General features: G+C 75.0%; 10 protein-coding genes. 4 read left to right on the plus strand and 6 right to left on the minus strand.

The genetic code is table 11. The features are described 5' to 3' along the window. Positions 1-9: 9 nt before the first annotated feature. The gene (locus EDC57_RS11470; RefSeq protein ID WP_123402044.1) at positions 10-1,548 is read right to left on the minus strand and encodes a GGDEF domain-containing protein; all 1,539 of its coding nucleotides are present in this window, start codon (positions 1,546-1,548) and stop codon (positions 10-12) included. Between the two features lie 293 nt (positions 1,549-1,841). On the opposite strand from EDC57_RS11470, the gene EDC57_RS11475 reads away from it, so the two are divergent. From EDC57_RS11475 to EDC57_RS11490, 4 genes are all read left to right on the plus strand, one after another. Then, positions 1,842-2,090, plus strand: a complete 249-nt coding sequence (locus EDC57_RS11475) for a DUF4212 domain-containing protein (RefSeq protein ID WP_123402045.1) — start codon at positions 1,842-1,844, stop codon at positions 2,088-2,090. 10 nt (positions 2,091-2,100) lie between these two features. After that, positions 2,101-3,831 carry a sodium:solute symporter family protein gene (locus tag EDC57_RS11480; RefSeq protein WP_123402046.1) on the plus strand — a complete coding sequence of 577 codons (1,731 nt, stop codon included), beginning with the start codon at positions 2,101-2,103 and terminating at the stop codon, positions 3,829-3,831. 123 nt (positions 3,832-3,954) lie between these two features. Then, entirely contained in the window at positions 3,955-5,811 is a 1,857-nt protein-coding gene (locus EDC57_RS11485) for a putative nucleotidyltransferase substrate binding domain-containing protein (protein WP_123402047.1), read from the plus strand. A gap of 11 nt (positions 5,812-5,822) precedes the next feature. Then, a complete protein-coding gene (locus EDC57_RS11490) occupies positions 5,823-6,527 on the plus strand; it encodes an exonuclease domain-containing protein (protein ID WP_245995286.1) in 705 nt (234 codons plus the stop codon). A 90-nt stretch (positions 6,528-6,617) separates the two neighbouring features. Here EDC57_RS11490 and EDC57_RS11495 read toward each other — a convergent pair whose 3' ends face one another. From EDC57_RS11495 to EDC57_RS12870, 5 genes are all read right to left on the minus strand, one after another. Beyond that, on the minus strand, positions 6,618-7,307 hold the full coding sequence (locus tag EDC57_RS11495; RefSeq protein WP_123402048.1) for a hypothetical protein: 690 nt from the start codon (positions 7,305-7,307) through the stop codon (positions 6,618-6,620). A 92-nt stretch (positions 7,308-7,399) separates the two neighbouring features. Continuing rightward, positions 7,400-10,855: a VanZ family protein gene (locus EDC57_RS11500; protein ID WP_123402049.1), complete on the minus strand. Its 3,456-nt coding sequence runs from the start codon at positions 10,853-10,855 to the stop codon at positions 7,400-7,402. A gap of 103 nt (positions 10,856-10,958) precedes the next feature. Next, entirely contained in the window at positions 10,959-12,065 is a 1,107-nt protein-coding gene (locus EDC57_RS11505; protein WP_123402050.1) for a nucleotidyltransferase domain-containing protein, read from the minus strand. After that, on the minus strand, positions 12,034-12,966 hold the full coding sequence (locus tag EDC57_RS11510; RefSeq protein ID WP_170165134.1) for an HprK-related kinase A: 933 nt from the start codon (positions 12,964-12,966) through the stop codon (positions 12,034-12,036). The genes EDC57_RS11505 and EDC57_RS11510 overlap by 32 nt, the downstream gene beginning before the upstream one ends. Continuing rightward, the gene (locus EDC57_RS12870) at positions 12,963-13,253 is read right to left on the minus strand and encodes an HPr-rel-A system PqqD family peptide chaperone (RefSeq protein WP_170165135.1); all 291 of its coding nucleotides are present in this window, start codon (positions 13,251-13,253) and stop codon (positions 12,963-12,965) included. Before EDC57_RS12870 ends, EDC57_RS11510 begins: the two co-directional genes overlap by 4 nt. Positions 13,254-13,260: the final 7 nt, after the last annotated feature.

Here is a 13,260-nt window from a genome sequence, read left to right on the forward strand (position 1 = left end):
GCGGCCCGGCTAGCGGCGCTCGTCCACCACGACCAGGCGGTCGCGTCCGGCGACCTTGGCGGCATAGAGCGCCTTGTCGGCGGCGCGCACGAGCTCGTCGGGCGACTCGTAGCGCTGGTGCTCGCCGTGGGTGGCGAGCCCGATGGAGGCGGTGACCGCCACGTGCCGGCCCGGGGCGACCTCGGTGGCGGCAGCGCGGCAGGCGGCGAGGAGCCGCTCGCAGAAGGCCTGGGCGCCGCGGCGCCCGCTGCCCGGCAGGAGGAGGACGAACTCTTCGCCGCCGTAGCGGGCGACGATGTCGGTCTCGCGGCTGTTGTCCAGCAGCAGGGCGGCGATCCGACGCAGGACGGTGTCGCCTGCGGCGTGGCCGTAGGTGTCGTTGATGGTCTTGAAGCGGTCGAGGTCGATGAAGGCGACGCTGAGGGGCCAGCCGTAGCTCTCGGCGCGGCGGAACTCCTCCTCCAGCATCTGGTCGAGCCAGGCGCGGTTGTAGAGCCCGGTGAGGGAGTCGCGCCGGGCCCGCTCCTCGAGCTCGCGGGCCCGGGTCTCGAGGGCCTGGGCGTGGCGGCGGATCTGCTGCGCCTGCTGCACGGCATGGAGGCTGCGCGCGGTGGCGAGCTCGCGGGCCCGCTCCTGCAGCAGTGCAAGCTCCTCCGGGGAGGCGAGCTCGCACTCCAGCAGGGCCTCGGTCTCCGGCACGTGGGCGGCGATCCGCTCCAGCGCCTCGCCGCAGGCGGCCCCGTCCCAGCCGATGGCCGCCGCCACGGCGCGCACGGCCTCGCTGCCCTGCTCCGGACCGTCGCCGTCGATCCAGGCGCCGGCGACCACGGCGGCGCCGGCCACCGCCCAGTCCAGCAGCCCCTGCAGATCCTCCGCCTCCTGCGGGGGCGCGAGGCGGTGGCTGCGGGCCACCGCGCGACGCAGCCTCGCCGGCAGCGCCCAGCGTGCGAGCAGCCAGGCGCCCACCGCGGCGTGATCGGTGCCGAGGCGCTCCCGCTCGCGCGCGGCGATGGCGTCGTGGCCGGCATCGGGGCCGAGGCCGGCGTAGAGGCCGGGCTCGACCCGCTCGAGGGCGAGGATGCCGATGTCCTGGAGCAGGCCGGCGAGGAAGGCGTCTTCGAGGCCGGGCAGGCCTGCGCGGTCGGCGAGCACCTGGGCGGCGAGGCTCCCGAGGCAGGTGCGGCGCCAGAAGCGCGCGTGGTCGAGGCCGTCGCGGCCGCCGTCCCGAAGCGTCGGCACGAGGGAGAAGCTCAGGGCCAGGGTGAGGGTGCCGTTGAGGCCGAGAAGCAGGATGGCCTGGCGCAGGTTGTCGATGTTGCGCTGGCGGGAGTAGAGGGGCGAGTTGGCCACGCGCAGGACCTTGGCCGCGAGGGCGGGGTCGTGGCGCAGGATGCCGACGATCTCGTCGAGGTCGGCCTCCGGGTCCTCGCCGAGGCGCACCAGCCGCAGCGCCACCCCCGGCGGACTGGGGAGGTCGCGGCAGAGCTCGAGACGTCTCGCGAGCTCGGGCCGTGCCGCTTCCAGTGCCCCGGCCTCGTCCTCCGTCATCCTGGCCCCCTGCGGCGGGTCCCCGGCGCAGGATCGGAGCCGGCGGGGCCTTTGTCAAGGCGTCCCGGCCGAGATGTTACGCGACGTAACGCCGAGGGCGCGCGTGGGGCGCGGGCCGGACGTTACGACGGGTAACGGGCGGGTGCGGTGCGGCGCGCAACTTGCGGAAAGCACAGGCTCAGCGCCACTGGCCCGGAACGTGCATGCCGATCCCGAAGGTCCGGCACGACCGGGCCGTGCACGGGCGCGCCCGGCGGGGGCGCCACGGGGGACAACGAGAAGGAGGATCGTCGATGAGCACACAGGACAGGTCGCCACAGGCCTACTGGCGGGCCAACATGCGCCTGGTGGGCATCCACCTGGCGGTGTGGGCCTTCGTCTCGTACGGCATGGCCATCCTCTTCCGGGGGGCCGAGCCGGGCGTGGACATCGGGTTCTGGTTCGCGCAGCAGGGCTCGATGCTCGTCTTCATCATCCAGATCTTCATCTACGCCTGGCAGATGAACCGTCTGGATCGCGAGTTCGACGTCCACGAGGACTGAGGGGGGAGCCATGGATCTGCAGACCATCACCTTCATCGTCGTGGGCGCCACCTTCGCCCTCTACATCGGCATCGCCATCTGGTCGCGCGCGGCGAGCACGGGCGAGTTCTACGCCGCAGGCCGCGGCGTGCATCCGGTGGCCAACGGCATGGCCACGGCCGCGGACTGGATGTCGGCCGCCTCGTTCATCTCCATGGCGGGGCTGATCGCCTTCCAGGGCTACGACGCCTCGCTCTTCCTCATGGGCTGGACCGGCGGCTACGTCCTCCTCGCCATGCTCCTTGCGCCCTATCTGCGCAAGTTCGGCAAGTACACGGTGCCGGAGTTCATCGGCGAGCGCTACTACTCGCAGACCGCGCGCGGGGTGGCCGTGATCTGCCTCATCGTCGCCTCGCTGACCTACGTCATCGGGCAGATGAAGGGCATCGGCGTGGCCTTCTCGCGCTTCCTCGAGGTGGAGTTCGCCACCGGCCTCTTCACCGGCATGGTGATCGTGTTCTTCTACGCGGTGCTCGGCGGCATGAAGGGCATCACCTACACCCAGATCGCCCAGTACTGCGTGCTGATCACCGCCTACACGATCCCGGCGATCTTCATCTCGCTGCAGCTGACGGGCAATCCGCTGCCGCAGCTCGGCCTGTTCGGCACGGTCGAGGACGGCACGCCGCTGCTGGCCAAGCTGGACCAGGTGCTGGTGGAGCTGGGCTTCGCCGAGTACACGGCGCGCAAGACCGGCCTGCTCAACATGCTGCTCTACACCTTCTCGCTGATGATCGGCACCGCGGGCCTGCCGCACGTCATCATCCGCTTCTTCACGGTGCCGAAGGTGCGGGATGCGCGCGCCTCGGCGGGCTGGGCGCTGGTGTTCATCGGCATCCTCTACACCACCGCCCCGGCGGTCGGCGCGATGTCGTTCTACAACCTCATCAAGACGGTGCAGCCGGACCTCTCGGGCAACCCGCAGGCCTCGCTGCCCTATGAGCAGCGTCCGCAGTGGTTCAGGAACTGGGAGACCACGGGGCTGCTCAAGTTCGAGGACAAGAACGGCGACGGGCGCATCCAGTACCGCAAGGGCGGCGACAACGAGCTCAAGGTCGACCGCGACATCATGGTGCTCGCCAACCCGGAGATCGCGCGCCTGCCCAACTGGGTCATCGCCCTGGTGGCGGCGGGCGGTCTGGCGGCGGCGCTCTCCACCGCGGCGGGCCTGCTGCTGGCCATCTCCTCGGCCATCTCCCATGACATCCTCAAGGGCATGATCAAGCCCGACATCACGGAGAAGGGGGAGCTGCTGGCGGCGCGCATCGCCATGGCGGGGTCGATCCTGGTGGCGGGCTACTTCGGCCTGAACCCGCCGGGCTTCGCGGCCCAGGTGGTGGCCCTGGCCTTCGGGCTTGCGGCCTCGTCCATCTTCCCTGCGCTCATGATGGGCATCTTCAACAAGAGGATGAACAGCCAGGGCGCGGTGGCGGGCATGCTCGCCGGTCTCGGCACCACCCTGATCTACATCTTCTGGTTCAAGGGGTGGTTCTTCATCCCCGGCACCAACATGGCGCCCAACACGCCGGACCACTGGTTCCTCGGCATCTCGCCGGAGGCCTTCGGCGCCGTGGGGGCGATGATCAACTTCGCCGTCGCCTTCGCGGTGTCCAAGGTGACGGCGCCGCCGCCGGAGCACATCCAGCACCTGGTGGAGGACATCCGGGTGCCGCGCGGCGCGGCCGGGGCCGTGGCCCACTGACCGACCTCAGGGAGGCACCTGCTTGAGGTGCGGGCCCCGCCTTCGGGCGGGGCCCTTTTTCATGCCCGGCGTGGGCTGCCGGTGCCCATGGCAGAATGCGGTCACAGGCAGGAGGAGGCAGGGATGGACGTCGAGCTTCTCGAGATCCGCGACTTCCTGGCGGCGCACGAGCCCTTCAGCGAGCTGCCGGACGAGGCCCTGCGCGAGCTCATCCCGCATCTGGAGATCCGCTACTTCCGCCGCGACAGCCGCATCCCGGAGCGCGGCGAGCCCGAGGCGCGGCTGTTCGTGGTGCGAAGCGGCGCGGTGGACCTCCACGACGCGCGCGGCGAGCTCGCGGCCCGGCTGGGCGAGGGCGACGTCTTCGGCTACCGCACCGGCACCGCCAAGGGCGGGCGCGCGGTGGCGATCGAGGACACGCTCCTCTACGTCCTGCCGCCGGCGCAGATCGACGCCCTCTGCGAGGCGCATCCGGCCTTCGCGGCGTTCTTCGTCCCGGCCGGGGGCGAGCGCCTGCGGGGCGCGGTCGCCCGCTTCCTGCAGCCCGCCGATGCCCAGGTCAGCCTCACCACCACGCCCATCCGCGACCTCCTCACCCGCGAGCCCGTCACCATCCCGCCTGAGGCGAGCATCCGCGAGGCGGCCCGCCGCATGAGCGAGGAGCGGGTCTCGTCCATCCTGGTCGTCCACGAGGGGCACCTCTTCGGCATCGTCACCGACCGCGACCTGCGCGCGCGCGTGGTGGCCGAGGGGCTCGACTACGACGCCCCGGTCTTCGACATCGCCACCGTGGCCCCGCTCACCATCTCCGTGCACGCCTACGCCTTCGAGGCGCTGCTGCTGATGGCGCGGCACAACATCCACCACCTGCCGGTGACCGAGGGCGGGCGCGTGGTGGGCATGATCACCGCCACCGACCTCACCCAGCGCCACAGCACCTCGCCGGTCTACCTCGCCGGCGACGTCGCCAAGCAGACCACGGTGGAGGGGCTGCGCGAGATCGCGGCCCGCATCCCCGCGCTGCTGCGCAACCTGGTGGCGGCGGGTGCGAGCGCCCACAGCATCGGCCACGTCATCACCGCGCTGGGCGATGCCATCACGACCCGGCTGCTGCAGATGGCCGAGGCCGAGCTCGGCTCACCGCCGGTGGACTACGCCTGGGTGGCGGCGGGCTCGCAGGCCCGCAACGAGCAGACCGCGCGCTCGGACCAGGACAACTGCCTGATCATCGACGACGCCTACGACGAGCGCGAGCACGGCGCCTACTTCGAGGCCCTGGCGCGCTACGTCACCGACGGGCTCAACGCCTGCGGCTACGTCTACTGCCCCGGCGAGATGATGGCGCGCACCGCCGAGTGGCGACAGCCGCTCAAGGTCTGGAAGCGCTACTTCGGGCGCTGGATCGACGCCCCGGAGCCGAAGGCGCTCATGCTGACCTGCGTCTTCTTCGATCTGCGCCACATCTACGGCGACGACCGCCTCACGCGGGCCCTGCGCACCTTCTTCCTCGAGCGCAGCCGCGGCAACCGCATCTTCCTCGCCCACATGGTCAACAACGCCCTCTCGCACCAGCCGCCCCTGGGCTTCTTCCGCAACTTCGTCCTCATCCGGGGCGGCGAGCACGACCAGACCTTCGACATCAAGCACCGCGGCATCATCCCCATCGTCGACCTCGCGCGCATCTACGCGCTCGCGGGCGGCAGCGACGCCGTCAACACCCAGGACCGGCTCGCCTACGCCGCCCGCAGCGGCGAGATCACCGAGTCGGGTGCGCGCGACCTGCGCGACGCGCTGGAGTTCATCAGCCACGTCCGCCTCGAGCACATGGCGCGGCAGATCGCCGAGGGGCGCGAGCCCGACAACTACGTCTCGCCCGCGGCGCTGTCGCAGTTCGAGCGCAACCACCTCAAGGACGCCTTCGAGGTGGTGCGCACCATGCAGTCGGTGCTCGCCCAGCGCTACCAGGCCGGCCGCTTCTGAGCGGGTGCGCCGTGCTCGGCGGCTGCGGCTGGCCGATTCCGCTGGGGCTGCGCCGGCGCTGGCAGCTGCGCCGCGCCCCCGCGGGGCCCCTGCGCGACTTCTACCGGGTGCCCTTCCCCGACCCCGGGATGGCCTGGCACCGGGTCGAGTACGTGGCCATGGACATGGAGACCACGGGCCTCGATGCGCGCCGCGACGAGATCCTCAGCATCGGCTGGGTGGTGATCCGCGACGGCGCGGTGCGCCTCGGCGAGGCCGGCCACCTCTTCGTGCGGCCGACGCGGCCGGTGCCCGAGGAGGCGGCGGTGGTGCACGGCATCCTCGACGACATCGCCGCCCGCGGGCGGACGCTGGCGGAGGTGGTGCCGGAGGTCCTCGCGGCCCTCGCCGGCAAGGTGCTGCTCGCCCACCACGCCGTCATCGAGCAGCGCTTCCTGGACCGGGCCTGCCGGCGCCTCTACGGGCGGGGCCTGCTCTGCCCCGTGGTGGACACCCTGCAGCTCGAGGCGCGCCGCTTCCACATCGAGGGCCGCCCCATCGTCCAGGGGGACCTGCGCCTGCACCAGGCCCGCGCCCGCCACGGACTGCCCCGCTACCCCGCCCACGACGCCCTGAGCGATGCCCTCGCCGCCGCCGAGCTCTTCCTCGCCCAGGCGCAGCAGCGCGCGGTGGGCGGCCGCACGCCGCGCCTGCGGGATCTCGCCGTGCGCTGTTAGCCCCTCCCCGGCCCTCCCCCCGCCTGCGGCGCGGGGAGGGGGCATCTCCTCCCCCGCGGCAGCGGGGGAGGCCGGGAGGGGGAAAACGGATCAGCGCCGCCCGCCCCCGCCCGGCTCGATGCCGAGGGCGATGGCGAGGACCGTGTCGGCGTAGCGGTGGCCCGCGCGGCGCGCGGTCAGCAGCAGGAAGAGATACTGCGTGCCGAAGACGAAGAGATAGGGCGCGGCGACGGCGAAGGGGAGGGCGCCGTTGATGGGCCAGGAGACCAGGAAGGCGAGGAGGACGGCGAGCGAGAGCAGGTGCAGGTCGCGGACCAGCAGCCAGTAGGCGCGGGTGCCCGCGACGATGGGATGGGCGGCGCGCTCGGCCTCCAGGCGCCGCCACACCGCGAGCTGCCGGGCGGGGGCGAAGGCGGCCTCCTTCACCTCCGGGAAGGCGCGCACGGCCTCGGCGCCGTCGAAGGGCTGGCGGCGGGTGGTGAAGAAGACGTCGCGGGCGGGGTGGGCCTCGCCGCCGCGCCAGTAGGTGAGGCGGTCCTTCCAGCGCTCGGGCAGGGCGGAGACGGCGAGGCGTGCCACCACCGCGAGCGCCGCGGCCAGCGCCGCGGCGACGAAGATCCGCGGGGTCAGCCGGTCCCAGTGGCGGAGGCTCGCCAGGAAGGGCGTGAGGCCGAACGGGAACTGGAGCAGGAAGAGATAGAGGATGGCGCCGTTGACGGCGACGAACACGCCGGCGACGACGCCGACGAAGCGTTCGGCGGCGGGTCTGGTCTCGCGCATCGTTCCCCCGAAGCGGTTCCCCCAGCAAGGCCGCCTACCTTGCCCGAGCCGGCGCCGGAGGGGAAGGCCCCGCCGGCGTGGCGGGCGGCGGCTCAGCGGGCCGGGCCGATGCGGCCGACGCCCTCCACCTCGACGCGGTCGCCGTCATCGAACCAGACGCGCAGGGGCCCGGCGGGGCCCGCGATCTCGGCCCCGAGGCGCCCGCCCGCCTCCAGGCGGCGGATGCGCACGTCGAGGGGATCGCCGGCGAGCCGCGGCACGAGGGCCACCAGGAAGCGCGCATCGCGCCCTTCCTCGTCGGCGCTGAGTTCGAGCCGCCAGCGGCCCGGCTCGGGGCGCGGCGGTCGGCGGTGCCGCCCCGCGATGTGCCGCCACAGGGTCCCCTGCTCGTCGTAGTTGCGCCCGTCGACCCAGAACTCGAACCCGGGGCCGCCGATGGCGTGGATCCGGGCGTTGCCCGGCGCGAGGACCTCGCCCACGAGCACGCCGTCGGGCAGCCCGGGCACGGTGGCGGGCGACTGCACGGTGAAGCGGCGGCCCGCGATGGCGGGGCGGGTGCGGGTGTGGAGCAGCCAGCGCTTGCGAAACGCGGCGCGACTCGCGCGCAGGCGGTCGTGCACCAGGACCACGTCGTTGCCGCGGTCGTAGAGGAAGGTGCGCACGTAGCGCTCGACGCGGCGGGTGCGGTGGCTGAAGGTGCCCTCGCCGGAGCGGGCGTTGGTGTAGGCCGGGGTGAGATCGGCGACCACCACGGCGAGGCGCGCGTCCTGGTGGCGGGCGAGGACCTCGGCGGTGTGGTAGGTCTCGCGGCGCCGCTCCCACTCGGCGCGGTCGAGGGGGGCCGGCTCGACGCCCCAGCCGGAGCCGATGCGGCGCTGACCCCCGTCGTTGGCGATGGGGCGCGGCCCCTCGCGCGCCGGTGCCGGCACCGTGTCGTCGGGGTCGGTGACCGTGACCACGTTGTGGGCGATGCTCTGGTAGGCGTAGTTCATGTGGTGGTCGGAGCCGTAGCGGGGGCCGTAGTAGCCGCTGTCGATGGCCAGCGCCCCACCCTTGAAGAGGGTGAAGGCGCCCTGGTCGAGGTGGCTGTGGGACCAGTAGTTGTCGCCGGCCTTGAAGCTCACCCAGGTCGCCCGCGCGGACCAGTCGCTGCGGGCGATGAGCATGCCGATGCCGTCGAACCAGCTCGCCCAAGGCAGGCGCGCCGCCGCTCCCGGGTCGCACAGCGCGGGATCCGTGAGCGGCCCCCACGGCCAGGAGGTGGGCTCGACGGTGCGCGGGCAGCCGCCGAGGCTGTAGGCGGCCGCGTGGCGGTGGCGCAGCGCCAGGGCGAGGCGGTCGGGGCTGTCGCGGTCGAACCAGGCGCCGTCGCCCCAGCGCATGTGGCTGCCGTCGGGCCGTGTGCGGTAGACGAGGAAGTCGAGGAAGCCGCGCAGGCCCGGGACCGCGGCGAAGAGGTCCTCGCCCGTGGCCGCCCACATGGCCGGCACCTTGTACACCGCATCGCCGATGCCGATGCCCACGTACTCGGCCCCCTCGTGCCAGCCGCCGTTCACGCCCATGACCTGCCGCCAGGCCGGCACCACCACGCGCCAGACCAGGTGATGGGCGAAGGCCATCAGCGGCGCGGCGCGCGGATCCTCGCCGAAGGTGGCGACGCTGCAGGCGACGAGGGCCTGCAGCGGCGCGTTGTAGAGGATCACGTTGTAGGGCGAGAGGCGGGCGCTGCGGATGAACTCGACGACGTGGCCGCAGCCTGCGAGAAGCTTGTCCAGCAGCGCCCGGCGCTGCTCCGGGCTCCAGCGGTCGTGGAGCCAGTCGTAGGCCATGGCCAGGGGCAGGACCTGGTCGTGGCCGCGGTCGCGCACCTTGAGGGCGAGCAGGCGGCGGGCGAGATCCCCGAGGTCGATGCCGCCGGGCTCGGCGTAGGCGGCGAGCACCGCCGCCTCGAGCCGCGTGCGCCGGCTGCCGCCGCGCGCGGCGAGCGCCCGCTGCGCCTGGAGATAGCCGGGGTTGTCCCTGCGCAGGCGGGCGAGGTCCGCCGCCGTCGGTGCCGGCAGGCGCGGATGCGGCGTGCGGAACTGGGGCAGCGCCGGCACCGGCAGCGTCGAAGGCGCCGGGTGCGTGGGCAGGGCCCGTTCGTCCACCAGCGGCTCCGGCGGCGCCGCGGCGGTGCGCACGAGCCCCAGCCCGCGCGCCGCCGGGACCAGGGCGAGGGCGGCGAGCAGCACGGGGACGGCGGCCCACCGGGTGCCCGGGGCAGGGGGCGGGGGTGCGGTCCCGTCCGCCGCGGGCCGGCGCAGCAGATGCAGCAGCCAGGCCCCGGCCCAGCCCGCGGCGGCGCCGATGAGGACGTTGGTGGGGTCGGGCCGGATGCCGGCGAGGAAGAGCCGGCCGGTCTCCACCCCGAGGGCGAGGGCGGCGACGGCGGCGGCGCTCGCCGCCGGGCGCACGCGCACCCGCGGCCGCGCCGCGGCCACCAGCAGGCCCGCGGGGAGGTAGAGCCCGAGGTGGGCGACGAGGCTGCGCACGGCCTCGGCCTCGGTGGTGAAGTAGTGGTAGTAGAAGGGGATCCAGCGCACCGCGGCGAGGCGGGCGAGGGCCTCGTCCAGGGGCAGCAGGGGGCCGCGCCCCCACCACGCCGCCGCCGGCACCGCCGCGCACCAGGCCAGCGCCGCGAGCCGCCAGGGCAGGCTGCCGGGCAGCCAGCCGCGGGGGCGGAGGTGCGCGGCCAGCAGCACGCCGGCCAGCGCCCCGAGGGTGCGGGCGAGCGCCGAGGCCCCCTGGGCCACCCCCGAGGCGACGAGGATCTGGGCCGCCTCGAGGGCGGGGGCGGCCGCGAGCGCCGCCGCCGCGGCCGCGGCGGTGCGGCCCGTGAGCAGGCGCAGGGCGGCGCCGGCGACGACGGCGGCGGCGGCCTCGGCCGCGAGCCCCGTCGCGCATCCTCCCGCGCAGGCGGGGGCGAGCCACCACCCGGTGAGGTCGCCGGTGAGCTTCCAGGCGAGCTCGGCGCGCGAGGCGAGCAGGTCGTAGGGAAAGAGGGCGAGGGCGAGGTAGACGAGCAGGAAGGCGGCGGCGAGGGGCCTCGGGCCGCCCGGCCCCCGGCCGGCGAGGGCACGCGCCAGCGCGGCCAGGCGGGGGCCGGCGAGCAGCCAGAGGTTGATGCCGAGGGCGGCGCCGATGGCCTCGGCGTGGATGTCGTTGAGGGAGACCGTGCGGGGGCTGAAGAAGATCTGCACGAACTCGATCCCGGCGGCGAGGGCGAGCAGGGCGAGGAAGAGGCCAGCGGCGCGGGCGAGGGCGGCGCCCGCGCGCAGCGGCCGGCCCAGGGCGAGGGCGGCGCCGGCGAAGCCTGCAGGGAGGTAGAGGAGGATATTGGCGACCCAGTCGGCGCGCAAGCCGAGGCCGAGCTGCAGGTGGCGGATGGCGCGGAAGCGGGCGAGGGCCTCCTCCAGCGGCAGGGGCCGCAGCTCGAAGGGCACGAGGCTGGCGTAGACGATGGCGCCGAGGGCGAGGAGCAGGGCGGCGCCGCGGCGCGGTCGGCTCATGGGCGCGGGGCCGCTCCCGGGCCGCGGCGGGGGGCGGGGCTCGGGCGGGGCATGCCGGGGGATCCGTCCACGGCCTCCATGTTAGCAGCGCCCGCGCGGGGGCTCAGGCGCGCCGCGGGACCAGGGCCTTGCGGGCGAGGTGGGGCAGGAGCAGCCGCGGCGGCATGCGCAGCCAGTGGCCGCGCAGGTAGACGGCGCGCCGGGCGAGCCCGCTCCAGGCGTCGTCGCAGGCGGCATGGGGCGGGCGCAGGGCCCGCTCCCAGACCGCGTCCATGATGCGCCCGAGGGGAGGCGGCGGCAGGTGCGCGGCGACGGCGGCGAGGGTGCCGGCGGGCACCGCCGTGCCGAAGCGGCGCCGGCACCACCGCAGGGCGTAGGCCAGCGGCCGCTCGAGGCCGAAGGCGGCGGCGCGCGCGGCGAGGGTGTCCCAGAAGCCCGGCTCCCCGCCGAAGGCGCCGAGGAGCAGGTGCAGGTCCCAGAGGTCGCGCAGGGCGTGGTCGCACTCGCCGTCGTCGAAGAAGCGGTGGGCGGCGGCGTGCAGCACCATGTCCGCCGGCGCGAGCACGCGCAGGCCGGGGCGGCCCGGCACCGCCACCGCGGCCTCGAGGAGCGCCGCCCCCTGCGGGCGGGCGCGCGAGGTGCGGGGCAGGATGTTGTGGTGGAGGTCGATGCTGCTGCCGCGGTGGACGTGGCGCAGGGGCGGGATCTCGTGCATCCAGCGGCGGTAGTAGCGCTGGTCGTAGGGGTCGTGCTTGACCGGGGCCCATCCGGCCAGCTTGAGGGCGAGCTCGGCTTCGGCGAGGCGCGTCTCGGGCACCAGGAGGTCGATGTCGCCCATGAGCCGTCCCTCGGCGCAGGGCAGGCCCGCGGCGAGGTAGGCCGCCCCCTTGAGCAGCACGGGCTCGATGCCGCGCCGGCCGAGGAGGGTGGCGAGCCGGTGCAGCTCGTCGTCGGCGGCGCGGGCCTGGGCGGCGGCGAAGCGCCGCGCCGCCTCGAGGTGGCGGCGCGCCCGCGCCGGCACGCGCTCGACGAGTCCGGCCGCCGCCACGCGCTCGGCGAGGGTGGCGAGGAGCCCCGCCGCGCGCGCCGCAGGCAGCAGCGCGTCCCAGTCGGCGAGGCGCAGCCCGGCGAGGGCGGCCGGCTCCAGCAGCCCCGCGGCGAGACGGGCGTGGACGGGCTCAGGCGCCCGCCGCGGCACGGTCGCGGGCATGGCGGGTGAGCCCGTCCACCAGCGCCGCCGCCTGCGCGAGGTCGTCGAAGCGGAGCCGGTAGGCGGGCACGGAGGCGGCGATGTCGGCGAGGCGCTCGAAGGCGTCGGGGCCGACGGCGGTGTAGTTGACGCACTGGCGGACCAGGGCCATGAGGGCCCGGCCCGGGCCGACGCCCCCCACCGCGGGGGGGCTTCCCGGGGTCACCTCGGGCAGGATCAGCCAGGCGGCGCGGGCGGGTTCGCGGGCGCGGGCGACGCTGCCGGGGGGCGGCCGCAGATGCGCCACCCAGCCCTTGCCGTCGGTGGCCACGGGGTCGCTGAGGACGGCCCCGGGGGCGAGGCCGGCGACGAGCTCGATGGCGCGGTCCTTGAGGCTCACCGGGCGCGGCAGCGGCTGGATGCGCCCGTCGCGCGGGTCGAGCAGGGCGAGCTCGTCCGAGAGCAGCCGCCAGCCGCGGGTGAGCAGCGCGGCGCACAGCGTGCTCTTGCCGGCGCCGGAGTCGCCCGCGAGCAGCAGGGCGCGGTCGCCGTCGGCCACCACCGCGGCGTGGACCACGATCCACCAGTGGGCCTGGCTGTAGACGCACCAGTTGAGGCCCCACTCCAGCAGCGGGCAGGCCTGGCCCCGCGGCAGCGGGCGGAAGGGCTCGTGCCCGTCCACCACCAGCCGTGCCTGCGGGCGCAGCCGCCGGCGCAGGCCGCGCCCGGGCAGCAGTTCGACGCTCCAGTCCGCGAAGGCGTCGGGCCCGCTCAGGCGGTGGTCGGGATAGAGGCGGTGCAGGTGTGCGGCGATCTCGGGGAAGGGGGTGCGCAGGCGGAAGGCGAGCGGGCCCACCTCCAGCACGAGCCCGCGGGCGAGGCGCCGCGCCAGCGCCCGCGGGGGGCAGTCGGCCACCCTCACGCCCCCGCCTCCTCGACCAGATCGAGCCGGCGCAGCGCCCGCAGCGCATCGTGCACGGCGGCCTCGCGCAGGACCGGGCAGCGGTCCTCCGGGGCGAGGCGCGCGGCGATGGCGGCGGTGTCGAGGGGCGCGCCGCCAGCGAGGAGTTCGAGGATGGCCGCGGCGGCGGGCGCGACCAGGTGGGTGGCCCCGGTGGCCTCGTCCAGCAGCGCCACCTCGCCGCCGAGGGCGCGCCGGCGAAGCCGCAGCCCGCGGCGCAGCCGCCACACCGTTGCCGTCGCCGTCATCGCGCGC

Source organism: Inmirania thermothiophila (assembly GCF_003751635.1).
Lineage (GTDB): Bacteria > Pseudomonadota > Gammaproteobacteria > DSM-100275 > DSM-100275 > Inmirania > Inmirania thermothiophila.

Excerpts from the sequence above, each read along its gene's own strand:
- EDC57_RS11470 (WP_123402044.1), bottom strand. The coding sequence starts at position 1,548 with ATGACGGAGGACGAGGCCGGGGCACTGGAAGCGGCACGGCCCGAGCTC.
- EDC57_RS11475 (WP_123402045.1), top strand. The coding sequence starts at position 1,842 with ATGAGCACACAGGACAGGTCGCCACAGGCCTACTGGCGGGCCAACATG.
- EDC57_RS11480 (WP_123402046.1), top strand. The coding sequence starts at position 2,101 with ATGGATCTGCAGACCATCACCTTCATCGTCGTGGGCGCCACCTTCGCC.
- EDC57_RS11485 (WP_123402047.1), top strand. The coding sequence starts at position 3,955 with ATGGACGTCGAGCTTCTCGAGATCCGCGACTTCCTGGCGGCGCACGAG.
- EDC57_RS11495 (WP_123402048.1), bottom strand. The coding sequence starts at position 7,307 with ATGCGCGAGACCAGACCCGCCGCCGAACGCTTCGTCGGCGTCGTCGCC.
- EDC57_RS11500 (WP_123402049.1), bottom strand. The coding sequence starts at position 10,855 with ATGAGCCGACCGCGCCGCGGCGCCGCCCTGCTCCTCGCCCTCGGCGCC.
- EDC57_RS11505 (WP_123402050.1), bottom strand. The coding sequence starts at position 12,065 with ATGCCCGCGACCGTGCCGCGGCGGGCGCCTGAGCCCGTCCACGCCCGT.
- EDC57_RS12870 (WP_170165135.1), bottom strand. The coding sequence starts at position 13,253 with ATGACGGCGACGGCAACGGTGTGGCGGCTGCGCCGCGGGCTGCGGCTT.